Annotated in this window: 23 protein-coding genes and 3 pseudogenes; 12 read left to right on the top strand and 14 right to left on the bottom strand. The window is 66.7% G+C overall.

The genetic code is table 11. The annotated features are described in order from the left end of the window. Positions 1–34 precede the first annotated feature (34 nt). The 3 genes from MUN33_RS09575 to MUN33_RS09585 form a co-directional block, all read right to left on the bottom strand. Positions 35–1,332 (bottom strand): IS3 family transposase gene (locus MUN33_RS09575; protein WP_244804690.1). Its coding sequence is split into 2 segments (ribosomal slippage): positions 35–1,035 and positions 1,035–1,332, totalling 1,299 coding nucleotides; the frame shifts between segments, so codons are not numbered across the junction. Positions 1,333–1,582: 250 nt separating this feature from the next. Continuing rightward, entirely contained in the window at positions 1,583–1,768 is a 186-nt protein-coding gene (locus MUN33_RS09580; protein ID WP_244804695.1) for a beta-class phenol-soluble modulin, read from the bottom strand. A gap of 93 nt (positions 1,769–1,861) precedes the next feature. Continuing rightward, complete coding sequence (locus MUN33_RS09585) at positions 1,862–2,386, bottom strand: nuclear transport factor 2 family protein (RefSeq protein WP_244804696.1); 525 nt, start codon at positions 2,384–2,386, stop codon at positions 1,862–1,864. Between the two features lie 167 nt (positions 2,387–2,553). Here MUN33_RS09585 and MUN33_RS14295 point away from each other — a divergent pair, with 167 nt between their 5' ends. Further along, positions 2,554–2,904, top strand: coding sequence for a recombinase family protein (locus MUN33_RS14295; protein ID WP_439647848.1), 351 nt, complete (start codon positions 2,554–2,556; stop codon positions 2,902–2,904). Positions 2,905–2,949: 45 nt separating this feature from the next. Next, a complete protein-coding gene (locus MUN33_RS14300) occupies positions 2,950–3,108 on the top strand; it encodes a helix-turn-helix domain-containing protein (RefSeq protein ID WP_439647854.1) in 159 nt (52 codons plus the stop codon). Positions 3,109–3,131: 23 nt separating this feature from the next. Here MUN33_RS14300 and MUN33_RS09595 read toward each other — a convergent pair whose 3' ends face one another. Then, positions 3,132–4,892: a heavy metal translocating P-type ATPase gene (locus MUN33_RS09595; RefSeq protein ID WP_439647849.1), complete on the bottom strand. Its 1,761-nt coding sequence runs from the start codon at positions 4,890–4,892 to the stop codon at positions 3,132–3,134. 353 nt (positions 4,893–5,245) lie between these two features. Then, entirely contained in the window at positions 5,246–5,662 is a 417-nt protein-coding gene (cmtR, locus tag MUN33_RS09600; protein WP_244804697.1) for a Cd(II)/Pb(II)-sensing metalloregulatory transcriptional regulator CmtR, read from the bottom strand. Positions 5,663–5,887: 225 nt separating this feature from the next. Between cmtR and MUN33_RS09605 the strand changes: the two are divergent. Both MUN33_RS09605 and MUN33_RS09610 read left to right on the top strand, forming a co-directional pair. Beyond that, positions 5,888–6,079 (top strand): annotated as a pseudogene (locus MUN33_RS09605) (Dyp-type peroxidase); the annotation flags it as partial. Between the two features lie 154 nt (positions 6,080–6,233). Further along, positions 6,234–6,530: a hypothetical protein gene (locus tag MUN33_RS09610; RefSeq protein ID WP_244804698.1), complete on the top strand. Its 297-nt coding sequence runs from the start codon at positions 6,234–6,236 to the stop codon at positions 6,528–6,530. A gap of 280 nt (positions 6,531–6,810) precedes the next feature. Here the strand turns inward: MUN33_RS09610 and MUN33_RS14305 are convergent. After that, positions 6,811–7,787, bottom strand: a pseudogene (locus tag MUN33_RS14305) (IS1634 family transposase); the annotation flags it as partial. A gap of 130 nt (positions 7,788–7,917) precedes the next feature. On the opposite strand from MUN33_RS14305, the gene MUN33_RS09630 reads away from it, so the two are divergent. Further along, on the top strand, positions 7,918–9,231 hold the full coding sequence (locus tag MUN33_RS09630) for an ISL3 family transposase (protein ID WP_244804702.1): 1,314 nt from the start codon (positions 7,918–7,920) through the stop codon (positions 9,229–9,231). A gap of 130 nt (positions 9,232–9,361) precedes the next feature. Here MUN33_RS09630 and MUN33_RS09635 read toward each other — a convergent pair. Beyond that, a pseudogene (locus MUN33_RS09635) lies at positions 9,362–9,818 on the bottom strand (IS1634 family transposase); the annotation flags it as partial. Between the two features lie 370 nt (positions 9,819–10,188). Here MUN33_RS09635 and MUN33_RS09640 point away from each other — a divergent pair. Next, positions 10,189–10,980, top strand: a complete 792-nt coding sequence (locus tag MUN33_RS09640) for a histidine phosphatase family protein (RefSeq protein WP_244804704.1) — start codon at positions 10,189–10,191, stop codon at positions 10,978–10,980. Between the two features lie 69 nt (positions 10,981–11,049). On the opposite strand, the gene MUN33_RS09645 is transcribed toward MUN33_RS09640, so the two are convergent. Further along, positions 11,050–11,526 carry a PAS domain-containing protein gene (locus MUN33_RS09645; RefSeq protein ID WP_244804705.1) on the bottom strand — a complete coding sequence of 159 codons (477 nt, stop codon included), beginning with the start codon at positions 11,524–11,526 and terminating at the stop codon, positions 11,050–11,052. 223 nt (positions 11,527–11,749) lie between these two features. Here MUN33_RS09645 and MUN33_RS09650 point away from each other — a divergent pair, with 223 nt between their 5' ends. From MUN33_RS09650 to MUN33_RS09675, 6 genes are all read left to right on the top strand, one after another. After that, entirely contained in the window at positions 11,750–12,391 is a 642-nt protein-coding gene (locus MUN33_RS09650) for an ABC transporter permease (RefSeq protein ID WP_244804706.1), read from the top strand. After that, complete coding sequence (locus MUN33_RS09655; protein WP_244804707.1) at positions 12,388–13,566, top strand: ABC transporter ATP-binding protein; 1,179 nt, start codon at positions 12,388–12,390, stop codon at positions 13,564–13,566. Before MUN33_RS09650 ends, MUN33_RS09655 begins: the two co-directional genes overlap by 4 nt. Further along, positions 13,559–14,344, top strand: coding sequence for an ABC transporter permease (locus MUN33_RS09660; protein WP_439647850.1), 786 nt, complete (start codon positions 13,559–13,561; stop codon positions 14,342–14,344). Before MUN33_RS09655 ends, MUN33_RS09660 begins: the two co-directional genes overlap by 8 nt. A 37-nt stretch (positions 14,345–14,381) precedes the next feature. After that, entirely contained in the window at positions 14,382–15,380 is a 999-nt protein-coding gene (locus tag MUN33_RS09665; RefSeq protein WP_244804708.1) for a glycine betaine ABC transporter substrate-binding protein, read from the top strand. A gap of 20 nt (positions 15,381–15,400) precedes the next feature. After that, positions 15,401–15,865, top strand: coding sequence for a DUF1801 domain-containing protein (locus MUN33_RS09670; protein ID WP_244804709.1), 465 nt, complete (start codon positions 15,401–15,403; stop codon positions 15,863–15,865). A 77-nt stretch (positions 15,866–15,942) separates the two neighbouring features. Beyond that, a complete protein-coding gene (locus tag MUN33_RS09675; RefSeq protein ID WP_244804710.1) occupies positions 15,943–16,662 on the top strand; it encodes a MarR family winged helix-turn-helix transcriptional regulator in 720 nt (239 codons plus the stop codon). Between the two features lie 68 nt (positions 16,663–16,730). On the opposite strand, the gene MUN33_RS09680 is transcribed toward MUN33_RS09675, so the two are convergent. The 6 genes from MUN33_RS09680 to metE form a co-directional block, all read right to left on the bottom strand. Beyond that, positions 16,731–17,816 carry an endonuclease domain-containing protein gene (locus MUN33_RS09680; RefSeq protein ID WP_244804711.1) on the bottom strand — a complete coding sequence of 362 codons (1,086 nt, stop codon included), beginning with the start codon at positions 17,814–17,816 and terminating at the stop codon, positions 16,731–16,733. A gap of 141 nt (positions 17,817–17,957) precedes the next feature. After that, the gene (locus tag MUN33_RS09685) at positions 17,958–18,650 is read right to left on the bottom strand and encodes a LutC/YkgG family protein (RefSeq protein ID WP_244804712.1); all 693 of its coding nucleotides are present in this window, start codon (positions 18,648–18,650) and stop codon (positions 17,958–17,960) included. Further along, on the bottom strand, positions 18,647–20,146 hold the full coding sequence (locus MUN33_RS09690) for a lactate utilization protein B (protein ID WP_244804713.1): 1,500 nt from the start codon (positions 20,144–20,146) through the stop codon (positions 18,647–18,649). Before MUN33_RS09690 ends, MUN33_RS09685 begins: the two co-directional genes overlap by 4 nt. Continuing rightward, positions 20,143–20,967, bottom strand: coding sequence for a (Fe-S)-binding protein (locus MUN33_RS09695; protein ID WP_244804714.1), 825 nt, complete (start codon positions 20,965–20,967; stop codon positions 20,143–20,145). Before MUN33_RS09695 ends, MUN33_RS09690 begins: the two co-directional genes overlap by 4 nt. A gap of 404 nt (positions 20,968–21,371) precedes the next feature. Further along, positions 21,372–21,899 carry an RDD family protein gene (locus MUN33_RS09700; RefSeq protein ID WP_244804715.1) on the bottom strand — a complete coding sequence of 176 codons (528 nt, stop codon included), beginning with the start codon at positions 21,897–21,899 and terminating at the stop codon, positions 21,372–21,374. Positions 21,900–22,023: 124 nt separating this feature from the next. Continuing rightward, positions 22,024–24,375, bottom strand: a complete 2,352-nt coding sequence (metE, locus tag MUN33_RS09705; protein WP_244804716.1) for a 5-methyltetrahydropteroyltriglutamate--homocysteine S-methyltransferase — start codon at positions 24,373–24,375, stop codon at positions 22,024–22,026. Positions 24,376–24,517: the final 142 nt, after the last annotated feature.

Here is a 24,517-nt window from a genome sequence, read left to right on the forward strand (position 1 = left end):
GGGCCCGAACCCCAGAAAGTGGACACGGGGTTGATTACGATACGTTCAACAGACTACCAGAAACTCCAGCTTCGAACACCTCCGGAGCCTGATGTCCACACCAAGAATGTCGACGTACAGAATTGTACCGAACACACCACCGGAACACTTCACGCCTGCAGGACAACTGATTCACAAATGATTTCCTATCCTTCAAAACCTCACGCTTCATCGACGCGTTGAATGACTCAGCCAGAGAATTATCGGCACTGGCGCCCACCGCTCCCATCGACTGACGCACCTCGAAATCAGAACACAACCGCCTGAACATCGACGAGCTGTACACGCTGCCGTGATCAGAATGAAAAACAGCACCATCGAGTGAACCTCGCTGATTCTTCGCCATCACCAACGCGTCACAGACAAGATCGGCACGCATATGATCCGCGATAGAAAAGCCCACCAGGCGACGAGAATAACAGTCGATCACCGTCGCCAGGTACATAGTCGACCCTCCGGACACCGGAAGATAGGTAATATCACCGACATAGACACGGTTCGCCCGGTCTGCAGCGAAGTTCCGACGCACGAGATCCGGAAACCTCGGTGCGCTCGGCGCCGGGACCGTGGTGCGGACCCGGCGCTTCTTCGTGAACCCGGAAATCCCCTGGCAGCGCATGATCCTGGCGACACGTTTATGGTTAACCACCTGCACAGATGCTGCCCCATCCGCTCGTTGTGACACTGTCACCGACGCGCGTGATGCAGGTGAACAGGCACGGTTGTTCAGTGGTGTACCACGACGGCCGGGAGCATTGAGTTCAGCGGTAATACGTTTGGCGCCATAACACCCATCGTGTTCGGAGAATATAGCTCGAATCCGCGCACCGAGTGCCGCATCAGCGACGAGTCGTTCCCGGCGTCGTGACGCGGAAGATTTCCACTTGTAGTATGAGGAACGATTGAGCATCAATACCTCACATAGCCGCTTGACCGAGTACTCGGTGCGGAAGTCATCAACGAACCGGAAGCGGCTTACCAGGTCGTCTCTTCGGCAAAATACTTTGCTGCCTTGCGAAGAATATCCCGTTCTTCCCTGAGTCGGTGGTTCTCGCGTTCGAGCTCGCGAATCTTCTCGTCTTTGCCGATCCCTGTGGCCGCCCGGTCGGAGCCCTCGGGCGAGACTGATTTCGTTGATCGTGGGCGGGTTCCGTAGCGGGTAAGCCAGTGCTGCAAGCTTCCCCTGCTGACGCCTAGTTCAGCGGCGATACGGTTGATGGACGCCCCGTCGGTGTTTTCGTAGAGCGTGACGGCGTCACGTTTGAATTGCTCACTGTAGGTGATGCGTGGCATGGGGGTAGACTACCTTTCCTTCCCAGCGGACAGCTGGTGTCTGGGTGTCCACCACCCGGGGGTCGGGCCCATGATTTAAGGGAGGATCTAGTGCACAGCTGGTGAACGCTGGTGCTTGCTGCTTTTTTTGGGCCGCGTGCCGTGAGGTGTATACGGGCGGCGACAAGAAGATAAAAACAGCCGGCCAGCCCTTGTGCATGTACACATGGGGCTGGCCGGCTGGGGTGAGGCCGCCTGGAAGCAGTGTTTTCTAGGAGGACAGTTCGATGGCCGAGGAGCCGAGGTCCGCAGCGGAACCGACGGCTGCGGATCCGACGCCGATGGAGTCGAAGACGGTGCTTACGATGCTGGTTCCCAGCCCGATCCAGTCACCTGAGATGGCGGTGGTGACGATGCCGGTGATGGATTCGGCCAGTGCAGCTAGAGAGTCGATCATGTTCGTGTATCCTCCTATGCTTTGCCCCATGGTGGTCGAGGCGGGTGGGTGGTGACGCAAGTGATGATAGCGTCACTTGCTGGACAGCGCTGGCTAGAACATGGTGTTGTCGTTGGCGGAGTCTTCGGGGACGTCTTGGAGCACGTCCCAGTGTTCGACGATAATGCCATCGTCGACGCGGAAGATGTCGACGACGGCTTGACCGGTATCGTCATCATCGTTGGTGGAGTGGACATGGAGGAAGACCAGGTCGTCGTTGACTGCTGAGCGCTTGATCTCGCCACGGTAGTCCGGATTGTCCTGGAAGTAGCCTGCGAAGTAGTCCACGAACGGTGCTTTTCCGTCAGGTACTTGCGGGTTGTGCTGGATGTAGTCGTCAGAGATGACATCAGCAGCGGAGATGTCGTGGTCGTTGAAGAAATCATTGTAGAAATCTGTCACCAACTCGAGGTTCTCGTTGCTCGATGAAGAAGTGCTGGATGTCGGGGAGTCAGAGGTGGACTGCGATGTTGTGTCACCCGCGGGGGCGGTTGTGTCGACGTCGGAGTTTCCGCAGGCTGTGAGAGTGAGGGCGGTGACGGCGAGGGTGGTCGTGGCAAGCAGGCGATACTTCTTCATTGGTCAACCTCTCTGTAGCTGCTTGGTAATCCGAGGTGGTGCCGGGGTCCTAGTTATTCTACCGGGTCTTCCAGGCCGCCCAGAGTAGTGGAAGCTGTAGGAGGAGCCGGCCGTAGGAGATGATCGGTATCTAGGCGGTTTTATGCTGCCAGTCGTAGGTCATCTTGATGTTGCCGGGGAACACGGCGGTGAACAGGATGGCGGCGGCGGTTGCCCCGCCTGAGTTGGATGGGTGTCTCAAAGCGCTACGGGAGAGCGACACATTGGTCGTGTGGAAGCTGGATCGTCTCGGGCGGGATTTACGCCACCTGGTCACGATCGTCGATGACCTGACCAAGCGGGGCGTGGGGCTCAAAGTACTCACCGGGCAGGGCGCGGCGGTAGATACTACGACCGCGCAAGGCAAGTTGGTGTTCGGGATCTTTGCTGCCCTGGCGGAGTTTCAGCGCGAGCTGATCTCTGAGCGCACCATCGCTGGCTTGCAGGCTGCCCGGGCTCGCGGTCGTCACGGTGGATGACCGTTTAAGATGACGCCGGCGAAGCTGCGGTTAGCGATGGCATCGATGGGTCAACCGGGCACGAAAGTCAGTGACCTGTGTGAGGAGCTGGGGATCACTCGACAGACTCTGTACCGCCATGTGTCACCGACAGGACAGCTACGTGACGACGGTCAGAAACTATTGGCCCGAAAGAACCTACCCCAGGAACGGTTGCGGGGATAGCACAGGAGCATGTCGTGCTGGCGCTATGTGACCTTTACCGTCGTCTCGATCGGACGACGCGACGCTCTCACCCCGTTGAGGATCACGACGATCTCCGCGACCTCGTGAACAAGAACCACCCCGGCCAGGCCGAGCACGCCGAACAACGCCAACGGGAACAGGACAACGATGATGGCTAGGGCCAGAACGATATTGGCGGTCATGATCCGTCGACCCCGCCGGGCATGCGCCAGCGCTCCCGGAATCAGGCGCAGATCGTGACCGGTGAAGGCGATGTCGGCGGATTCGATCGCCGCCGCCGACCCCTTGGCACCCATAGCGATCCCGACAGTCGCGGTCGCCAGCGCCGGAGCGTCGTTGATCCCGTCGCCGACCATCACCGTCGGACCCTGCACGGTGAGACTCTCCACTGCGTTAGCTTTGTCCCTTGGCAGTTGTTCCGCACGCACATCAGTAATCCCGGCCTGATCAGCTAGTGCACGAGCGGTGCGTTCATTGTCGCCGGTGAGCATCACCGTGTCAATGCCCTGAGAGTGCAGCTTCCGGATCGTCTCAGCAGTTTCGGCGCGAAGCTCGTCGCGAATCCCAATCACCCCGACGATCTGGTCCTCGGCCTCGACCACCACAGCTGTCATTCCGTTTTCGGCCATGGACCCGGCCTCGACCTCCAGCCTGCCGGGATCCAGCCATCGGGTGTTGCCGACCCGGACAGCCGTCTGCCCCACACGACCGCTGATACCGTGACCGGCGTCCTCCACGACATTCCGGGCCGAGATGACATGACCAGGACGCGCTGCGGCAGCAGTGGTGATCGCCGCGGCGAGTGGGTGCGTACTGTCTGTCTCCAGGGCGGCGGCGAGGGCAATGACCTCGTCGTCGTCCCATCCGTCGGCGGTCCGGACGTCGACGACCCGGGGCTCATTACGAGTCAGTGTGCCGGTCTTGTCCAGGGCCACCGTCCTGATCGTCCCGAACTGTTCGAATGCCTCACCCGACTTGATGACCACGCCAAACTTCGAGGCTGAACCGATCGCACTGATCACGGTCACCGGAACCGCGATAGCCAAGGCACATGGTGAGGCAGCGACGAGAACCACCAGCGCCCGCTCGATCCAGGTGGCGGGGTCACCGAGCATGCTCCCGATCAGCGCGACCAGTGCGGAGGCGATCAACACCGTCGGCACCAGGGGTCGGGCGATGGTGTCGGCCAACCGGGCACGTTCGCCTTTCCTGGCATGGGCCTGTTCGACGAGGCTGACGATCTGGGTCAGGGAATTGTCAACCCCATCCGCTGTCGCCGCGATCCGCAGCGTCGCCGCCCCGTTGACCGCACCAGCAGGGACCTCGGCACCCGGTTCGACGGCGACAGGAATGGATTCGCCGGTCACCGCGGAGGTGTCAATACTCGAGCTGCCCTCCACCACCACGCCGTCAGTGGCGACGCGTTCGCCGGCGCCGACGACCAGGACGTCGGATCCGCGCACCTCGGCGGCAGTGACAGTGACTGTCCGTGTGCCGCGGGCGACGCGCACTGTATCGGGAATCAGGGCCAGCAATGCCCGCAGCTTCTCCTGGGCACGGCCCATCGCCCGGTCCTCGAGCGCCTCGGCCAAGGAGAACAGGAAAGCAAGTGCGGCGGCCTCCCCGACATGCCCCAGCACCACGGCGCCGACCGCGGCAATGGTCATCAACAGCCCCACCCCCAGGCGCCCCCGTACCAGTTGGCGCAGAGCACCAGGGACGAAGGTGTAGGCACCGGCGAGAAGCGCGATCCACTGCAGCACGACGGCAACTTCTGCGGCGTCTGCCCAGCCCAAAAGGTACCCTGCGCCCAGCGCAACTCCGCTGATCGCAGAAGGAAGCAGGTCAGTGTCACGCCACCAGGGCGGAGCCGCCTCGAATTCGGCGTCCGGGTCAACCTCCTCGGGGCCACAGCAAGCATCACCACCGCTGTAGCGCGCCGGAGTTCGGGCTGGCTTGGCGGTATCCTGCCCGCCACAACACGCGTCGTGACTGACGGAGGGCGTCTCGGCCAGGGTGCTCAACTGCAAGCGGTGTCGATCAGAATCTTCTGTACCAGGCCGCCTGGAGGTGTTAGCTGGTGTATGCGGTTCCGCTGGTCCGCAACAGAACTCGCTCATGCCAGATCCTCTCGACCCGATCCCCCATCGAAGTGAAGAAGAGGATCACTGTCATCGTCTGAGCAGTCCGCAGAGCACCCCGGCACCGTACAGCGCTCCTCGACGCAGGCGACTTCACCGTCGTCAACAGCTACAACGACATTGACCAGAGCCTCCAGCGCCTGGCTCAGATGCGGGTCCGCGATCTCATAGCGCGTACGGCGTCCCTCCGGGGTGGCGACGACTAAGCCGCACCCACGTAAACAGGCCAAGTGGTTGGACACATTGGTACGGGATAAGTCCAGATCACGGGACAATTGTGCAGGGTGACCGGGTGCTTCCAACAGGCTCAGCAGTATCCGGGAGCGGTTCGGGTCGGCCATCGCCCGGCCCAGTCTGTTCATAACGTCAATTCGAGAAGCTATAGTCAGCATGTAATGACCATACAGTGATCACTGTACTGATAGCCAGAGTGCATGCCTCAAAGATACGATCGAGTCAACAATCGTGGACAACACCGGTGCGGATCCGGTATGCCACCATCGAATCTGCCGGTCCGGAAGACGTCGACCTGATCGTTGTTTTCACAAGCGGGATACGCTGAAACCCACCTCAACCACGACGTTGCCCTCCGCTGCCGAAGCTCTGATCATCAACCCCCTCTCTCCGACACCGGACTGATCTTCACCTGTTTCCAACGTGACCCGGGTACGTCCTTCATCCCGGTGCAGCGGCGTCTCGCCGAGGGCGACCGGTTGAACGAGTGGATCACCCACGTCGGTTCCGCGGTGTTCCACGTTCCGGGCGGGACATCCGGCGACAGCTACTGGGGTGAGGACCTGCTGGGGTAGGTGTGGGCCTATCGCTGATTTCTACTTATGGCTACTCGTCGGAGGCGGCCCCGTGGAAGCTCGCCCCGACGTGTTGTCTTTGGGATTGCAGATGGGTTCTGACAATTGTGCAGAACTCTTCTGAAACTGACAGCCCCAGACAAGGAGACCCCAGATGCTGACTGACGTCACCGATACCACCATCCGTACGACCCAGAACTGGAGCCAGCTCGCGATACCCGGCGGCGCCGGCGCCGCCGGCGGACTATCGACCGGTGAGTACGCCCTGCTCCCCTACCTCGTGGTTCTGCTCGGCCGCCCGGAGGAGGCGCCGGGTGATTTCGCCGCAATATATGAGCAGCTTGATGCTCGAGACCGGTTCAGTATTTCCTCGGTACCTACGGACGTCGGGAACCAGACCCACCGGGATGACGTAGCCAGGACTGCGTTCCTGTGCCGTGACCGGCATTGAAACATGGACGGCCAATCAGTTCAGTTCTCCTGTCCATCTTTCGGGGATTGTTCGTTCGGCCCGTGAATTGGTAAATTAACGAACCGTGCTTCCGGTACGTGCGGCGAGATCGCTACAGCTTAAGACTTTGGATAATGGTCGCTTAGTGAACCCGTTTCCGCAACTGTCATTAGGAAACAGTTTAGCGGTACGCATGGTAGTCAAAGTCATTGTTCCAGTGATCCTCGGGTGCCGAAGACGTTCGTATCACGGGGACCGAGAAGACCTGACTTGGCTCAAATTAGTACGGTTTCTCGACGTCCCGTCGCTTGATATTGTTCACAAGTTCGGATAACTCCGGCGGCAACGGCACCGCGGCCACCGCCTCGTGCCCACCGACATTGATCCGCATCTCCCGGTACCCACGCAGCTGCTGCACCAGCTTCTTCAGCGACCACCCCGTCACCGTCTCCAACCAGCCCCGACAGCCAACGCGGACATCACTACCGTCAGATGTGCATCAATCGAATCTTTGAGCGTGTGAAAGATCGGCCGAGCCCGAAGATCCGATTTCGCCATCCGGAACGAGCGTTCGATCTGGAACAATCGGCGGTAGTGGCCGATGATCTCCATCGGGTCGTCATCAACCCTGCTGGTCACATATGCTTTGATGCCGGCGAGTTCCCGATGCTGGCTGGCCAACTCCAGGTTGACCTGCTTGGTGGTCTTACCCATCGTCACATACCGGTTGCGCTTGACCGGGGTCTTGCCCGCGGCGATGTCACGGGCTTTGCGTAGTGATTCGTCGATGCCCTTGATCGTGCGGCGGGCCCGGTCGGCCGAATAGTGGTGGATCGTCTTCGACGGTCGGATTCCTTTCTCCGGATTCCCTGGATCCCGGGCGACCCAGACCTGATCATGGACGTAGTCCACCCCAGGATTGTTCTTCCACCAGTTTCAGATCACATGCGGGATCTCCCGGGTCTTGCCACCCAGCACGTACGACAGTCCCGCGGTGTCCAGATCCCGCCGGTTGGCGTCACTGATCATCCCCGCGTCGGCGACGACAGTGACATCGGTGAGGTCGTAGGTTCCCATGAACTCCTTCACCGATGGTAGGAATGTCTTGGTCTCTGCTTTGTTGCCCTCGAAGGCCTGGATACGCAGCGGGAACCCGTTGACGTCGGTGAGCATCCCGACGGTGATTTGCGGGTCGATGCGACGTTCCTTGGAGAATCCCGGCTCGCGGAACCCATCGCCTTCGTCTGATTCCCAATACGGCTCTTCGCGGTTGGGAGTGCGTAGCTGACGGTGGGGCTGGTTCGGTGTGGCACAACATGTAGAGGCCCTGGCCGGTACAAGATGAGAGTTGCGAAGCTTCCATCTGAGGCGAACCAGGACCCTAGAAGTGCACACTACTGGCAACTTTGTCGCCGACACCATTTGCCGTACCGCAGAGATCGGATTGACGATCACCGACGCCGCCGACGCTGGCCCGATCACCGTCATCAACGCCACCCCGGTCGCCGTCGACGACCAGTGCCCTGGCTGTAGCCAACCGGGCTCCCGACGAGATCACATCACCCGGCAGCTGGTGGACCTGCCTGTAGTCGGCTTCCCGAGCCGGCTGCACGTCCGGATCCCGCGGTTCACCTGCACTAACGACTCGTGCGACCGGAAAATCTTCCAGACCTCACTGGCTTGTGCTGACGACGGGGCGAAACTGACCCAGCGGGTGACCCGCTGGATCCTGCAGTGTCTCGCGGTGGACCGCATGAGCGTGTCCGCGACAGCGAAAGCCCTGGGCGTGGGCTGGGAACTGGTCAACAAGATCGCGGTTCAGGCGTGCCGCAACCTTGTCTACGACTCCAGCGATCACCTCGCTGACGTGAAGATACTGGGAGTCGACGAACACGTGTGGAAACACACCCGCCGCCCTGGCGAGCCGTCCTCGATGGTTACCGTGCTGGTGGATCTGACCCCACTGGCCGACGGAACCGGCCCGGCACGTCTGATCGACATGCGCCCCGGGCGCAGCGCAGACGTGTTGAAGACCTGGCTGCGGGAACGTGACCCGCAGTTCCGGGCCGGGGTGCAGGTGGTGACCATGGATGGCTTCGCCGGCTACGTCACCGCCGTCGACCATGCCCTCGCCGCGGCGACGAAGGTGATGGACCCATTCCACGTGGTGCACCTGGGCGCCGAGAAGCTCACCGCATGCCGGCAACGCCTGCAACGAGAGACCACGGGGCGGCGTGGGCGCAAGGACGACCCGCTGTACAAGCACCGTCGGACGCTGCTGACCAGGACGAACTACCTCACCGACCGACAGAGACAACGCCTGGACCTGCTGTGGGGCACCGATGACGACTACGTCGCGTTGCAGGTCACCTGGGGGTTCTACCAGGACCTGATCGGCGCGTACGGGCATCCGGACAGGTCCCGGGGCAGGAAGCTGATGATCAGGGTGATCAACACGCTGCGCAAGGGCCTGCCTGCGGGACTGGAGGAGTTAGCGCAACTGGGTCGGACTCTGTGGCGCCGGCGGGCCGACATCCTGGCGTATTTCGACGTCGGAGCGTCGAACGGGCCGATCGAGGCCGTCAACGGCCGGCTGGAGCATCTGCGCGGGATCGCGTTGGGCTTCAGGAACCTGGACCACTACATCTTGAGGTCGCTGATTCATTCCGGACAGCTGCAGGACAAGATCAACGCACTCTAAATCGAGAAGAGCCCCCAATACAGCGTCGTGACGTCATACAGAACCAGGGAAGACGGTCCGATCCGGGCGTGATCAGCGCACACACTGGTCACCGCATCGCGGAACTGTTCGGTTGCATACCGCGGCAGGCGGCGTTTGATCGTCGAGTAGCTCGCTGATTCTGCGCCGGCTTCTGCCAGCACGCGGATGAAGTCGAGTTTGGAGCCCGGTTGCAGGATCCTGGCAGTGACCAGCCCGGCGAAGACCTCGTCACCGTCGGCGGCGACATCCAAGCCGATCACCCGGTAGGCGGTGTCTATCGCATCCAGCAGGTAACCGGAACACTGGGCGGTAACTTCGAAGGGTTGCTCTGCGGTGCCAGTCGCCCGCGACAGGTCCGCTCCCGGGCCGAGGTCAAGGTCAGGGCCGAGTTCGAGCTGGTCGCCCTGGATGGGCCGCTGGGCTTCGGCCTTCAACGCGGCGACCTCGGTGTCGGTGTGGGCTGGGCCGATGTGTTCCATCGAGGCCGTCCCACCGGCATAGGAGTAGATGATCTGCACGGCCGTGGCCCCGGAGGCGGTGGTCACGGTGCGGATCTTGGGCTGCATGAGACAGATTCTACCGTCCGGCAGGGTGCGCTTAGTACGACTTTTCAGCCATTTTTCGCGCTCCTGCGCAGGTCACAGCGCCGGCGTTGTCGCGAGGCCAGATTTTGAGCCAAGTCAGGCCGCAATGTTGTTGTGTGGCGTCCAACAAGACCAAGCACTGGCTGGGGGGCGACCCGCTACGACAAGCTGGCGATCGTGTACCGGGCGGCGGTATTCGCGCCAGTCGTCGGATGGCTAGCACCGTGAAGAGGCACGCCCTGGTGGCGGCGTGCCTCCGACCTCTGCCTCGTCGGGCCAGGACGGTCACGGAGACCGGTTAGGGTGGGTTCCCGGAGCCGGCCGCCGCGGCCGAAGGACGGGAGATGGACTGGTGGGCGTGATCTACCTGGTACGGCACGGTCAGGCGGGTGCCGGCATGGGTGGTGTCGGTTCCCTGGACGACGGGGCCGTGGAGAAGCACTACGACGGCCTCACGGCGCGCGGGCGGCGTCAGGCGGAGGTGGTGGCCCGGTCGCTGGTGGAGCGCATTGGTCGGCCCGGTGAACCGGCGGCGGCGACGGTGTTCTGCGGGCCGTTGCACCGGCAGCACGACACCGCACTGGCCGTCGCCTCGGCGTTGGGGGCGGGCGCCCCGGTCAGTGACCCGGCGTGGAAGGAATTCGACTCGGACACCGTGGTCGTCCCCTGGCTGCGGCGCAACCCCGGTACCGCCCGGCGGCTGCAGGGGGTCATGCAGGACGCCCGCCGGGGTGCGGCAGGCGCCGCCGGAGCCGAGGTCGGGGCCGGGGTCGAGTCCGTGGTCGGCGAGGTGCTCGACGGTGCCCTCGGCGAATGGGTCGAGGGCGCCGGGTTCCGCGAGTTCCGGGAGACGGTGCTCGGTGGTCTCGACCGGGCCACCGCGGCTGCCAGGGCCGACGGGGCGGTCGTCGTCGCCACGTCGGCCGGGGTGATCGCCACCTGCACCGCGGCAGTGTCGGGCCTGCCGCACCAGGCCGTCCCGTCCCTCGTCGGGACGGTGTTCAACGCCTCGGTCACCGTCCTGAGGGTCGCCGACGACGCAGGCCGCCACCGTGGTGGCGGCGCGGGGGTGGACCTGGTGTCCTTCAACGAGCACGCCCACCTCGACCGGGCGGACGCCAGGGGCGACCTGACGGTGATCTAGCAGGTCATGGCGCCCCCCCACGGAGTCACTGGGCAGTCACTGGGCGGTCACTGGGCGGTCACTGGGCGGTCACTGCGCGCCGGTGCCGGTCGCGGCGAGCCTCTGCTCGTACTCGCGGAGCAGCCGGCGCCGTTCACGGTCGGCGTTCCACCGTTCGGTGACGTCCCGCAGGATCGCCGCCACGCCCTCGACCTGCCCGTCGGCGTCCTTGAGCATCACGATAGAGAACTCCAGGGACACCCGGCTCCCGTCCTTGTGCACACCCGGTGCGGTCAGCGGTGAGGTGCCGTAGCGGGTGGCGCCGGTCTCCATCACACGGTCCCAGCCGGTCCAGTGGGCGTCGCGCTGGCGCTCGGGGATGATCAGGTCGAGGGACTGCCCGACGGCCTCCTCGGCGGTGTGGCCGAACATGGTCTCGGCGGCGCGGTTCCACAGCCGGATCGTCCCCGAACGGTCCGCGTAGACCACCGCATCCAACGTCGATCCGTCGATGATCCGCCGTGGAATCCCGGTCGTCGTCGATTCTCCGTGGGTGTCGTCCATCATGTTCTCCTCGGGTTCCGTCGCGGCTGATGTTTCACTCCCGAATATACCCCTTACGCAGGACGTCGGTCGGTGGCCGGACCTGCCGGAACGGGGTGTACGGCCGCGATTCTGCAGCGTACGGCGTCGCGGGGTGGTTGCGGTATCCGGGACACAGGCCTACGGTTGGTCCGGTATGTGATCCGGAACACCCGTTCCGGACTAGTCGACGAAGCGAGGTGAACCAGTGGATGAGTTCATCTCCTCACGATGGACGGACATTCTCTTCCGGTCCTACCAGCACGCCAGCCTGGTGATCCAGGCCCTGGTTCTCGCCACCGTGGTGGCGTTGGTGATCGCGGTGATCGTCACCCGGTACCGGGGGCTGTCGCCGGTGGCGAACGCGGTGTCGGCGGTCGGGCTGACGATCCCGTCCCTGGCGTTGCTCGGTCTGGTGATCCCCCTGGTGGGCATCGGCACACTGCCGTCGGTGTTCATCGTCGTGTTCTTCGCGGTGCTGCCGATCCTGCGCAACGCCATCGTCGGACTGCAGCAGGTCCCCGCCGAGCTCGTCGAGGCGGCCCGCGGGCAGGGGATGGGCGCGGCCGCGGTCCTGGTGCGGGTCCGGCTCCCGTTGGCGTGGCCGGTGGTGATGACCGGGATCAGGGTCTCCACTCAGATGTCCATGGGTGTCGCCGCGATCGCCGCCTACGCGCTGGGGCCGGGGCTCGGCGGCTACATCTTCACCGGCCTCAGCCAGATCGGCAGCGCCAACGCGCTTTACTACACCCTGGTGGGGACGGTCGGCGTGATCGTCGTCGCATTGATCCTGGACGCCGTCCTCGTCCTGCTGGGCCGGCTGACGACCTCGAAGGGGATTCGCGCATGACCGACGACAGACACAACTTCGGTGCCGAGATCGAGCTCTCGGGCATCACGAAACGCTACCCGGGCCAACGGGCCGCGGCGGTGGAGGGCCTCGACCTCACCATCCCCGCCGGGAAGACGGTCATGTTCGTCGGACCGTCCGGCTGCGGCAAGACGACCTCGTTGAAGATGATCAACCGGCTGATCGAGCCCTCGGAGGGCGTCATCCGGATCGGTGGCGAGGACGTGACCACGACGAACCCCACGGAACTGCGGCGCAACGTCGGCTACGTCATCCAGGGCGGTGGCCTGCTGCCGCACATGACCGTCGCGCAGAACATCGGCCTGGTGCCTGGCCTGCTCAAATGGGGGAAGCGGCGGATCGCCGACCGGGTCGACGAGCTGCTCGACCTGGTGGGCCTGGACCCGTCCACCTACCGTGACCGGTTCCCTCGGGAGCTCTCCGGCGGCCAGCAGCAACGCGTCGGCGTGGCGCGCGGGCTCGCCGCCGACCCGCCGGTGCTCCTCATGGACGAGCCGTTCGGCGCGGTGGACCCGATCACCCGGCAGCGTCTCCAGGACGAACTGCTCGCCCTGCAGGACGAGCTGCACAAGACCATCGTGTGCGTCACCCACGACATCGACGAGGCGGTCAAGCTCGGCGACCGCATCCTGGTGCTCCGGGAGCAGGCGCGCATCGCGCAGTACGACACCCCGGACCGGATCCTCGGCAGTCCCGCCGACGATTACGTCGCCGACTTCGTGGGCTCGGGCTCGAAGCTCAAGCAGCTGTCGCTGCTGCGCGTGGACGACGTGGGGGTGGAGGAGTTCCCCACCTGCACGATCGGTGAGGACGTCGCCGCGGTGGCGCAGCGGGTACGGGACCGGGGCGAGGACAGCGTGATCGTCCTGGACGCCCGCGGACGTCCGCACGACTGGGTCTGGCTGCGCAGTCTGCAGGCGGCTGCCCTGTCCGGTGGCAGGTCGGGAGACACCGTCCCCGTCCCCGACATCGACCTGGAGACCACCGTGGAGCGTCGGTCGACGGTGAACGACGCCCTGGACTCCATGCTGGTCTCCAGCCACGGCGGCGCGATCGTGACCGACCACGGTCGGTACGCCGGGGTGATCCGCTACGAGTCGGTCACCGAGTACATCCGTGCCCTCAACGCGGCGGGAGGACGGGACGATGGCTGAGAGCACCGGTGCCACCCGTCGGATGACTCGGATGACTCGGATGTCCGGGATGTCCGGGGAGGACAGGCTCCTGATCCTGGGGATCCCCGTGCTGGTGGCCGTGGTCTTCGTGGGCTGGTGTGTCTGGCGGCAGTCCGCCGACCTCGGCGATGTCGAGGCACGCGCCCTGGCCTGGGACAGCGTGCTCACCATGGCCAGGCAGCACGTCGTGCTGGTGGTGCTCTGCGCCGCCCTGGTGATGGCGACTGCGGTGCCCGCGGGCATCCTGCTGACCCGACGACGGACGCCGGTGCTGTCCCTGCTCACGACGCTGGTCGGCAACATCGGCCAGTCGGCGCCCGTGATCGGTGTGATCGTCCTGCTGGCCATCTGGCTGGGGTTCGGTACCCCCACCGCCGTGCTGGCCCTGAGCATCTATGCGTTCCTGCCGGTGCTGGCCAACACCGTCACCGGGCTCACCGGGGTGGACCGCACCCTCGTCGAGGCGGCCCGGGGGATGGGGATGTCCCCGGTGCAGGTGTTGGCGCGGGTGGAACTGCCGTTGGCGCTGCCGGTGATCATGACCGGTGCGCGGACCGCCCTGGTGCTGCTCGTCGGTGCGGGCGCCTTCGCGACGTTCATCGACGCCGGTGGCCTGGGGGCGCTGATCCAGACGGGGATCACCCTGTACCGGTTCCCCGTCCTGGTCTCGGGCGCGGTCCTCATCGCCCTGCTCGCGTTGATGGTGGAGTGGGTGGGCCGGCTGCTCGAGGTCGCCCTGACCCCGAAGGGACTGTGACCGGGAAATGCACGGCGGGACGAGCGAAACGAGCGAGATGAACGGCACGAGCGAGACCACGGTGACCGTGTGGGACGGCCTCCGGGGCCGCGTCCTCGCCCTGGTGGCGGCCATGTCGGTGGTGGTGACCGCGGCCTGTGGTCTCGGTACCGCCGGCGGGTACAGCCCCAGCGGGACGTTGTCGGGTGACCTTGAGGACGTGGACCTCTCCGGGGCGTCGGTGGCGGTGGGGTCGAAGAACTTCACCGAGCAGATCCTGCTGGGCAAGATGGCGGTGATCCTGCTCCAGTCCGCCGGGGCGGAGGTGAAGGACCTGACGAACATCCCGGGCTCCTCCAGTGCCCGTCAGGCCATGGTCGAGGGGGACGTGAACATGCAGTGGGAGTACACCGGCAGTGCGTGGACGACGTACCTGAACCACGACGACCCCATCCCGGACGAACGCCGGCAGTACGAGGCGGTCCGGGACGAGGAGAAGGGCAACGGCCTGGTGTGGCTGCCGCCGGCACCGATGAACAACACCTACGGCTTCGCGACGACCCGGGAGGTCGCGGACAGGCTCGGTGTGTCCACACTCTCGGACCTCGCGAAGGTCCCGCGTGCCGAGCGCACCCTGTGCGTGGAGTCGGAGTTCGCCAACCGCAACGACGGGCTCGTCCCGATGCTCGAGGAGTACGGCCTGTCGCCGATGGACGTGGACCAGTCGTTGATGGACACCGGCGCGGTCTACGCGGCGACGGCCGGGGGCACCTGCAACTTCGGTGAGGTGTTCACCACCGACGGCCGTATCAAGGCCCTGGACCTGCAGGTCCTCGAGGACGACAGGCAGTTCTTCCCGAAGTACAACCTCTCCGCGGTCGTCGCACAGGGTCTGATCGACGACTACCCGCAGATCGCGGACCTGTTCGGGCCGGTCTCGGAGAAGCTCGACGACGCGGTGCTGATCGACCTGAACGCCCGGGTGGACGTGGAGGGGGCGGAACCGACCGACGTCGCCTGGGACTGGCTCCGCGACGAAGGGTTCGTTGACGGGTAGGGGCGGGTAGAACTGGGGCCATGACACAGAGGTCACAGAGCGCACAGAGTACGTCCCCGGCGATGTCGCCGTCCGGTGTCCCGTACACCGAGGTTCTCGACCGTGTGGACGGGCTGCGCCGCGCCGAGGCCGACGAGCTGGTCGCGATGATGCGGGACATCACCGGTGAGGAGCCGGTGGTGTGGGCGGGGCGCATCATCGGGTTCGGTTGCCGCCGCTACCGGTACGACTCCGGGCGTGAGGGGGTGATGCCGGTGGCGGCGTTCGCCACGGGGGCGCGGCAGCACACCGTCTACCTCGACAGCGGCTTCGAGGAGCGGTGGTCCGGGCTGGTGTGCGACCTCGGGAAATACCGGGCCGGGACGTCGTGCCTGTACATCTCCCGTCTGGCGAATGTCGACATGGAGGTGCTGCGCGCGTTGGTCGTCGCGGCGTTCGGGGGAGGGGACGACCCGGACCCACCTGGATGTGAAGGTACCGCTTGACTTTGTCAGGTACCTGCGTAGTATCTCCTTCAGAAGGTACCTGAACAACAGGTACCGCACCATCTGAAGGAGCACCCATGGACACCACGACCAACCACGGCGCCACCCCCGGCGCCACCCCGGACCTCGCCGACCGGCTCACCCACCTTGCCATGATGCTGCGGCGCATGGACATGATGGGGCGCCCGGGGCGCCCGTTCGGCGGGATGCGCGCCGGGCAGGGGCGTGTACTGCACATCCTCACCCTGCGCAGCCCGATGCCGCAGAAGGAACTGGCCTACATGCTGGGCGTCCGCCCCCAGTCCCTCAGCGAACTCCTCGGCAAACTCGAGACCGCGGGCTTCGTCGAGCGACGGCGGGACGACAACGACCGGCGGACGTTCCTCGTCGACATCACGGAGAAGGGACGCGAGGCCGCGTCGGACGCCCCGGAGACCGACGACCCCTTCGACGTCCTGTCCGAGGACGAGCAGGAGCAGTTCGGCGACATGCTCGACAGGGTCGCCGCCGCCGTCCGGGCGAAGTTCCCGGACGATCCCCGACGCGGTGGCCGGGGCCGTGGCTTCGCCGGTGCACACGGCGGCCCCGGCCACGGTATGCCCGACGGTGACCGGCGACCGGGCGACCACGCGCACTGCCACGACCACCGCCTCCACGACGACGCGGAGTGGCCCGGTGCGCGGGAGATGCACGACATGGGCCGGATGGCGATGCTGCGCACGGGGATGATGGCCCGGGGCCGCTGGTTCGCCAGGGACTTCCGCCGGGGCTTCGGGCAGGAGCCGGGGTTCGCCTGACTCCACCCGCCAGGTGTCCGGGTCACCGGGCACGACCTTGGGACTGACACAGCAACCCCGGAGGACGGTCACGCCGACCTCCGGGGTTGCTGTGTCGCGGCTGCTGCGGCGGCGGCCGTGAGCCGCTGCGTCGCCCGGTCCACCGCCGCCCGGACGGTACGGCAGACGCGGGCGGGCGACCGGATGCCGTGCCGGGTGAACCGGCGGACCTCCCACCCGTCGTTCATCATCGACTGGGTGAGCCGCAGGTCGGTCTCGCGCTGTTCGAGACTGTCGTGGTGGCCACCGTCGTAGTAGAGCGCGACCCGCAGGTCACGGCACGCCAGGTCGGGCACGGTGCCACCCGGGAGGATCAGCCCCTCGGCGTCCTCCCTGACCTGCGACTCCCAGGCGAAGCCGGGCGGCAACAGCGGGGCCACGATGAGCCGGAGCGCGGTCTCCATCGGGGACTGGGCACCGTAGTCGCACATCCCGAGCACCTCGGCGACCGTCCGGACGTCCACACGGTCGGTGGCGGCGCGGGCGATGTCCTCGTGGCGCAGGCCGGTGCACTGGGTGAACGCGTCCACGAACTGCACCGCGCGGTGGACCCGGTCGTCGATCCCCGGCAGACGCAGATGGGCCCACGAGTGCCTCCCACGCAGGATCGACCAGAGACAGTGGGCGGCCGCCGTCGCCGGGTCCACGGCCCGCAGGGTGGGCAGACGCGGGTCGGGACGGGTGACCGGGAGTGCGTCCGGTAACCGGCGGAACACCGGCCGGAGGGGGAGCCGGGCTGCCGACCGGGAGTCCGAGCTGCCCTTGGAGCCGCGGTCGGCGAACAGGACGGTGGGCGCGGAGTCCGGCCAGTCCGTCCAGAGCCCGTGGAGCGCTGCGGCACCCCACTCGCCCACGACGGCGCCCGGGTTGTTCATCGAGTGGGCGCGGGCACGGGTGACGGCGTCCGCCGGGAATCCCCCGAACGGCCGGACGTCCTCCGGCAGTGCTGACCGCGGGACGACCAGGCCGGAGGCGACGGTGGTGTAGGACCGGTCGAGCCGCCACCGGGTCACGGCGCCGGAGCCCAGCAGGTCCCGGCGCCGCTGCGGCAGTGTATTAGGGAGGGTCCGGCGGGTGTGCGTGGGGCCACGGTGGGTCGGGAGAGGACGGTCCATGGTGGAGAGAGACCCGCCACGGCCGCGCCGGGTTCCCTGCCGCCGGGACCTGGTACGCGGCAACCCCGGAGGCTGGTGTCACCGACCTCCGGGGTTGCTGTGTCAGCGGGTGTCGGCCGGCCCGCCGACCTACCTGCAGACCTACCCGGCGATGACCACGTCGAGTCGCCGGGGCCCGTGCACGCCCTGCACGCGGATCAGCTCGATGTCCACCGTCGCACTCGGCCCGGAGACCATCGTCACCGGCAGCGTGTGCAGACCCGCCCTGGTCAGCGCGGTGACGGCCTCGGGCACGATCTCCACGACGTCCTCGACCCTCACCACCACGATGTGGTGGTCCGGGACCAGTGTGGTCGCCCGGCGCCCGGACTCCGGGCCCACCAGCATGATCGTCCCGGTGTCCGCCACCGACACCGCCGACGCCGTGACCACGGCATCGACACCGTCCAACGTCGCGAGGGGGACCGGGGACGTCGTCGAATCGTCGAGGACCTCCGCGGCCGCACCGTCGACCCACGCGTGGTTCAACGCCGCCGGCACCACGATGCGGGCGGTGTCGGGGTGCGCCCCGGCGGTCTCCAGGAAACCCCGTACCGCGGCGGCGATGTCCTTGTCCGACCCGCCGGTACGTGCCACGGTGGCATCGTAGTCCTCGAGGCGGTCGACGAGGAGGTCCACGAGTGCGGCGGTGTCGGCGGTGCCGGAGGTGCGGTAGCGGCGGGGGATATCGGCAACCCCGGCAGCCCCGGCAGCGTCCTGCCCGTCCCGGAGTCCCAGCGAGGACCGTACCCGCGCCAGGATCTCGGCCCGTGCATCGGTGTGTGCGTCGGTCACCTGTCCTCTCCCTTCTGGTGTCGGCGGAACCAGCTCCGGAACGACTCCGGAGGTGGTTGGGGGACGTCCCGCGAGCTCGTCCACTGTCCGGCGAGCCCGGGCAGGGACGTCATCCCCGCGGCGGGGCTGAACCTGTGCGCCAGCGGGAGCGCGCGTTCGGCCACGCCCATGCGGCGCCCGTCGCTCATCAGCCACTTCGCCCCGTCCAGCGCCAGGTCCAGCTGGGACGACGGGACGCGTCCGCCGTGGTTGACCTCCTGGTCCTCGTTGCGCAGGCGGGTGAGCATCTCCGGGATGTTGATCTTCACCGGGCAGGCGTCGTAGCAGGATCCGCACAGTGACGACGCGTAGGGCAGTGACCCGTTCGCGGACTCGTCCACCCCGGTCATCAACGGGGTCAGGATCGCGCCGATGGGTCCGGGGTAGACCGACCCGTAGGCGTGGCCGCCGGTGCGCTCGTAGACCGGGCAGACGTTCATGCACGCCGAGCAGCGGATGCAGTGCAGCGCCTGGCGTCCGTGTTCGTCGGCCAGGGCCCGGGTGCGCCCGTTGTCCAGCAGGATCACGTGCGCGTTCTGGGGGCCGTCGCCCGGGGTCACGCCCGTCCAGAAGGAGCTGTAGGGGTTCATCCGTTCGCCGGTGGAGGAGCGGGGCAGCAGCTGCATGAACACCTCCAGGTCCTGGAAGGTCGGCAGCAGCTTCTCGATGCCCATCACGGTGATCAGCGTCTCCGGCAGGGTGACGCACATCCGGCCGTTGCCCTCGGACTCCACCACCGAGAGGGTGCCGGTGTCCGCGATGCCGAAGTTCGCACCGGAGACGGCGACCCTGGTCTCCATGAACTTCCGACGCAGGTGCCGACGGCTGGCTTCGGCGAGGTGCTCGGGGGCGTTGTCGAGGTCGGGGTCCACGTCGTCCATGCCGTCGAGGAAGATGCGGCGGATCTCGTCGCGGTTGCGGTGGATCGCCGGGACGAGGATGTGGCTCGGCTTGTCCCCGCCGAGCTGGACGATCAGCTCGGCCAGGTCCGTCTCCAGGGCGCGGATGCCGCGGGGCGCGAGGTACTCGTTGAGCCCGATCTCCTGGGTCGCCATCGACTTGACCTTGATGACCTCGCGTACGCCGTCCTCGGTGAGCGGGGCGTGCTCGGTGACGAGGTCCTCGACGATACGGTTGGCCTCGTCGGCGTCACGGGCCCAGTGCACGTGGCCACCGCGGGCGGTGAAGGCCTCCTCGAACTGCTGGAGCAGCTCCGGAAGACGCGCCATCACGCCCTGCTTGACGGCGGAACCGGCGTCGCGCAGCGCCTCCCAGTCGGGCATCTCGGCCACCCGTGCGGCGCGTTTGCCGCGGATGGTCCGGGTGGCCTGCTGCAGGTTGCTGCGCATCTGGACGTTGCCGAGCTCGTGCCCGGCGACCTCGGGGAAGGGGTGGGCCTCGACGAGGTTGCCGCGGCCGGGGACGGTCGGCATGCCGAGGACGGTACGGGAACTCATCGCAGTGCACCTCCGGTGACGGTGGCTCCCTCGTCCGGGAGCAGCAGCGGGTTGTCCTTCGTGGACGCCAGGATGCGGGCGAGGTGGACCGCGGCAGGGACGGCCCCTTCGCCGGGGACGAGCCGTCCGGTGCGGGACAGGCCGCCGCCGATGTGCATCAGGCAGGAGGCGTCGCCGCCGGTGCACACCGATGCGCCGCTGGAGATCACCGCCTCGACCTTGTCGCCGAGCATCGCGCCGGAGACCTGCGGGTTCTTCACGGAGAACGTCCCGCCGAAACCGCAGCAGATGTCCTCGTTCGGCACGGTGCGCAGCTCCAGCCCCTCCACGGAGGCGAGGAGGTCGCGTTGCCGGTCGCCGAGCCGCAGCAGGCGCATGCCGTGGCAGGACGGGTGGTAGGCCACCGTGTGGGGGAACCAGCTGCCCAGTTCGGCGGCGGCGTCGGTGACCCCGAGGACGTCGGTGAGGAACTGGCAGAGCTCGTAGGTCCGGTCGGCGACGGCCGTGGCCCGGGACGCCAGGCCGGCGTCGCCGTTGTGGTCGGCGATCATGGGGTGCTGGTGGCCGAGCGAGGCGACACAGGAGCCGCTGGGTGCGACGGCGTAGTCCCAGTCGGCGTCCTCGAAGGCGCGTACGTGGTTGCGGACCACGGGGTAGGCGTCGGCGAACTTTCCGGAGTTGATGTGCATCTGGCCGCAACAGGCCTGGCGTTCGGGGAACACGACCTGGTGTCCCAGGCGTTCGAGGATGCTGACGGTCGCTTTCGCCACTTCGGGGTACATGGCGTCGACGATGCACGTCGCGAACAACGCGATCTTCACGGGTATCGTCCCTCGTCTCAGTCGTGGGGTGCGGCAGCTCTTCCCTGCCTCTCGGTGCCGGGGCGCCTGTCGCTGAGGTCGTCGGTCTCCCGAGGCGTCCCGGTGAACCACTGTAGTGAAGGTAACGGCGCTGGTCACTGCGACGCGTAGCGTGGTTATGCATGTAGCATCGTGTGGTCAGACCACACAGGTCAGGGTGGTGGCGGGGTGATCCGGCCGATTCGCGGGCTCCCCCCGTGCAGGGGTGAGCGTGGTCACCTGACGTAGCAACCCCGCAGGACGGTGCGGCCGGCCTGCGGGGTTGCCACGTCAGTGGACGACGCCGCGGACACACGAACGCCCGCCACCGGGCAGGGTGGCGGGCGTTCGGGTGAGTGGCCGGGCAGACCGGGCAGGCCGGGCAGCTACCGGGAGCGGACCACGGTGAGGTTGCCGAGCTTGTCGAACCAGGAGCGCTTCTCCGGGTCGTTGGCGATGCCGACACCGATGAAGATCTGCAGCGCGATCTGGACCAGGCCGCCGACGAACGGGATGATCTGGCTGACGATCCAGGAGTTGCGCTTCAGGGAGGACACGGCGTCCGGGTTGGACCCGTCGGCGGTGACCACCTTCATGCCCAGGATCCGCTTGCCGGGGCTGGCACCCCAGGCGACCTCGCTGCCTACGCGGGCGATGAGCCAGACGACGATGGTGATCAGGCTCATCGTGAACATGGAGCCGGTGCCGAGGTCGGTGAGGTCGACGCCGGCCAGGGACGCGATGGCGTTGGAGATGATCGCGATGATGATGCCGTCGATCAACGTGCCGGCCAGGCGTCGTCCGGCGCCGGGACGGTCGTTCGGCACCAGGCGGTTCGGGTCCTGCCCGTACGGGTCGTTGGTGTACGCGCCGTAGGGCAGGACGCCGTCATAGGGGTTCGGGGTGTTGGTCATGGTGCTCTCGTTCCTCGTGGGTTCGTCGGCTGTTGCGGTACTACAGCATAGGGCAGCAACCCCGGGGGTTGGTGACACCAGCCCCCGGGGTTGCTACGTGGTCTGCGCGGTCAGGGGTGGTGACCTACGCGTTGACGCTGGCGCGGGCCTTCTCGGCCGCGGCGACGAGCACCTTGATCGAGGCGGTGGTCTCGTCCCAGCCGCGGGTCTTCAGACCACAGTCCGGGTTCACCCACAGCTGACGGGCCGGCACGGCCTCCAGTGCCTCGTTGAGCAGGGTGTCGACCTCGTCCTGCTCCGGGACGCGCGGGGAGTGGATGTCCCACACGCCCGGGCCCACGCCCAGCTCGAAGCCGGAGTCGCGCAGGGCGTGCAGCACGCGCATGCCGTTGCGGGAGGCCTCGATGGAGGTGACGTCGGCGTCCAGGTCGCCCACGGTGCCGATGAGTTCGTTGAACTCGGAGTAGCACATGTGGGTGTGGATCTGGGTGGCGTCGTCCACGCCGGCGGTGGCCAGGCGGAAGGCGCCCACGGCCCACGCCAGGTACGCGGGCTGCTGGGAGGCGCGCAGCGGCAGCAGCTCACGGATGGCGGGCTCGTCGACCTGGATGATCTTCGCCCCGGCGTCGACGAGGTCGGAGATCTCGTCGCGCAGGGCCAGGGCCACCTGGTCGGCGGTGGCGCCGAGCGGCTGGTCGTCGCGGACGAAGGACCAGGCCAGCATGGTGACCGGACCGGTGAGCATGCCCTTGACCGGCTTGTCGGTGAAGGACTGCGCCACGCGGAACCACTCGACGGTCATCGGCTCCGGACGGGTCACGTCACCGAAGAGGATCGGCGGGCGCACACAGCGGGAGCCGTAGGACTGCACCCACGCCAGGTCCGTGGAGTGGTAGCCGTCGAGCTGTTCGGAGAAGTACTGGACCATGTCGTTGCGCTCGGGCTCGCCGTGGACGAGCACGTCGAGACCCAGCGCCTCCTGACGCTCGATGACGTCCTTGACCTCGTCGACCATGGCCTGGTGGTACTGCCCGGCGGTCAGTTCGCCCTTGCGCAGCTTCGCGCGGGCCTGGCGGATCTCGGTGGTCTGGGGGAAGGAACCGATCGTGGTGGTCGGCAGCGGCGGGAGGCCGAGCTCCTGCTCCTGGACCTCGCGGCGCTGGTCGAAGGGGTTACGGCGACGGTCCGCGTCGGTGACCGCGTCGGTGCGGGTACGCAGGACGCTGTTGCGGGTGCGCTCGGAGGCGCGGCGTCCGGCGACGGCGTCGTGGGCGACGGCCACGGCGGTCTCGTCGTCCTCGGTCTCGGTGCCGGTGAGCAGGCGGGACAGGACGGCGACCTCGGCGACCTTCTCGGCGCCGAAGGCGAGCCAGCTGCGCAGCTGCGGGTCGTTGTCCAGGCTGGTCTCCTGGGCGAGGGAGTAGGGGACGTGCAGCAGCGAGCTCGAGGTGGAGACACCGACCGGACCACGGGCGGCGAGGGTCTTCAGGGTCTCCAGGGCGCGGGCCAGGTCCGTGCGCCAGATGTTGCGCCCGTCGACCACGCCGGCGAGCAGCTGCTCGGTGCCGGTCCAGGACGGGAGCAGGTCGGCGTCGGCGACGTTGGTGTCGTCGGCCTGGCGCTCGTCGGTCCGGCCGGTGACCAGGTCGACGCCGAAGGCGGCGATGCCGATGCCGGACAGCGTCCCGATGGCCAGATCGCCGTCGCCGAAGTAGGTCTGGACCAGCAGGTTCGTGTCACCTGCGGCGGCGACCAGCGCCTCGTAGCCGGCGCGGGTGCGGGCCAGCAGGTCGGCCTTGCGGGCGTCGTCCCGGTCGACGTCGGTGACGAGGTACGGCTCGTCGAACTGGACCCAGGCGGCACCGCGCTCGGCGAGGCGCGGCAGGAGGCGGGCGTAGGCCTCGAAGACCTCCTCGAGGTGGGTCAGTGCGTCGGAACCGTCGGTGGTGCGGGCCAGCGACAGGTAGGTCAGCGGGCCGATGAGGACCGGACGGGCGGCGGTTCCGCGGGTCAGCTGGTCGCCGAGGTCGGCGAGCAGGGCGGCGTCGTCGAGACGGAACTCGGTGTCGGCGGCGAGCTCGGGCACGATGTAGTGGTAGTTCGTGTCGAACCACTTGGTCATCGCGCTGGCCGGCAGCTCCGCGGTGCCGCGGGCGGCGGCGAAGAGCCGGTCGATGAAGGCGGGGAGGCCGTCGTTGCCGTGGTCGTCGATGTCGGCGACGCGGGTCGGGAGGGCGCCGAGCAGGGCGGAGGTGTCCAGCATCGAGTCGTAGAAGCTACGGCCGATGGTGGGGACGGAGTCCAGGCCGGCCTCGGTGAGGTTGTCGGCCTGCTGGTTGACCAGCTGGGTGGCGACGGTGGCCAGGTTGCGGCCGGTGGAGTCGTCCTTCCAGTAGGTCTCGAGGGCCTTCTTCAGTTCGCGCTTCGGGCCGATGCGCGGAACCCCGGCGACGGTGGCGTTGATCTGTGCGGTCACAAATGATCCTTCACATGTGGTTGTACGGGTCTCGCCGTCGAGCGGGGAGTCACATGTGGCACAGGGGGAACCCCGGGAACTGGCGTCGCTGGACGGCAGACCACATGCTGCGGACCGTGCACCCTGGGGTACGCCACCGCGC

This window comes from Corynebacterium kalidii (genome assembly GCF_022869005.1).
Classification (GTDB): Bacteria; Actinomycetota; Actinomycetes; order Mycobacteriales; family Mycobacteriaceae; genus Corynebacterium; species Corynebacterium kalidii.

Excerpts from the sequence above, each read along its gene's own strand:
- MUN33_RS09645 (WP_244804705.1), bottom strand. The coding sequence starts at position 11,526 with ATGATGGACGACACCCACGGAGAATCGACGACGACCGGGATTCCACGG.
- MUN33_RS09585 (WP_244804696.1), bottom strand. The coding sequence starts at position 2,386 with ATGAAGAAGTATCGCCTGCTTGCCACGACCACCCTCGCCGTCACCGCC.
- MUN33_RS09660 (WP_439647850.1), top strand. The coding sequence starts at position 13,559 with ATGGCTGAGAGCACCGGTGCCACCCGTCGGATGACTCGGATGACTCGG.
- MUN33_RS09580 (WP_244804695.1), bottom strand. The coding sequence starts at position 1,768 with ATGATCGACTCTCTAGCTGCACTGGCCGAATCCATCACCGGCATCGTC.
- MUN33_RS09680 (WP_244804711.1), bottom strand. The coding sequence starts at position 17,816 with ATGGACCGTCCTCTCCCGACCCACCGTGGCCCCACGCACACCCGCCGG.
- MUN33_RS09610 (WP_244804698.1), top strand. The coding sequence starts at position 6,234 with ATGCTGACTGACGTCACCGATACCACCATCCGTACGACCCAGAACTGG.
- MUN33_RS09700 (WP_244804715.1), bottom strand. The coding sequence starts at position 21,899 with ATGACCAACACCCCGAACCCCTATGACGGCGTCCTGCCCTACGGCGCG.
- MUN33_RS09655 (WP_244804707.1), top strand. The coding sequence starts at position 12,388 with ATGACCGACGACAGACACAACTTCGGTGCCGAGATCGAGCTCTCGGGC.
- MUN33_RS14295 (WP_439647848.1), top strand. The coding sequence starts at position 2,554 with ATGTTGCCGGGGAACACGGCGGTGAACAGGATGGCGGCGGCGGTTGCC.
- MUN33_RS09665 (WP_244804708.1), top strand. The coding sequence starts at position 14,382 with ATGAACGGCACGAGCGAGACCACGGTGACCGTGTGGGACGGCCTCCGG.
- MUN33_RS09690 (WP_244804713.1), bottom strand. The coding sequence starts at position 20,146 with ATGAGTTCCCGTACCGTCCTCGGCATGCCGACCGTCCCCGGCCGCGGC.
- cmtR (WP_244804697.1), bottom strand. The coding sequence starts at position 5,662 with ATGCTGACTATAGCTTCTCGAATTGACGTTATGAACAGACTGGGCCGG.
- MUN33_RS14300 (WP_439647854.1), top strand. The coding sequence starts at position 2,950 with ATGGGTCAACCGGGCACGAAAGTCAGTGACCTGTGTGAGGAGCTGGGG.
- MUN33_RS09670 (WP_244804709.1), top strand. The coding sequence starts at position 15,401 with ATGACACAGAGGTCACAGAGCGCACAGAGTACGTCCCCGGCGATGTCG.
- MUN33_RS09675 (WP_244804710.1), top strand. The coding sequence starts at position 15,943 with ATGGACACCACGACCAACCACGGCGCCACCCCCGGCGCCACCCCGGAC.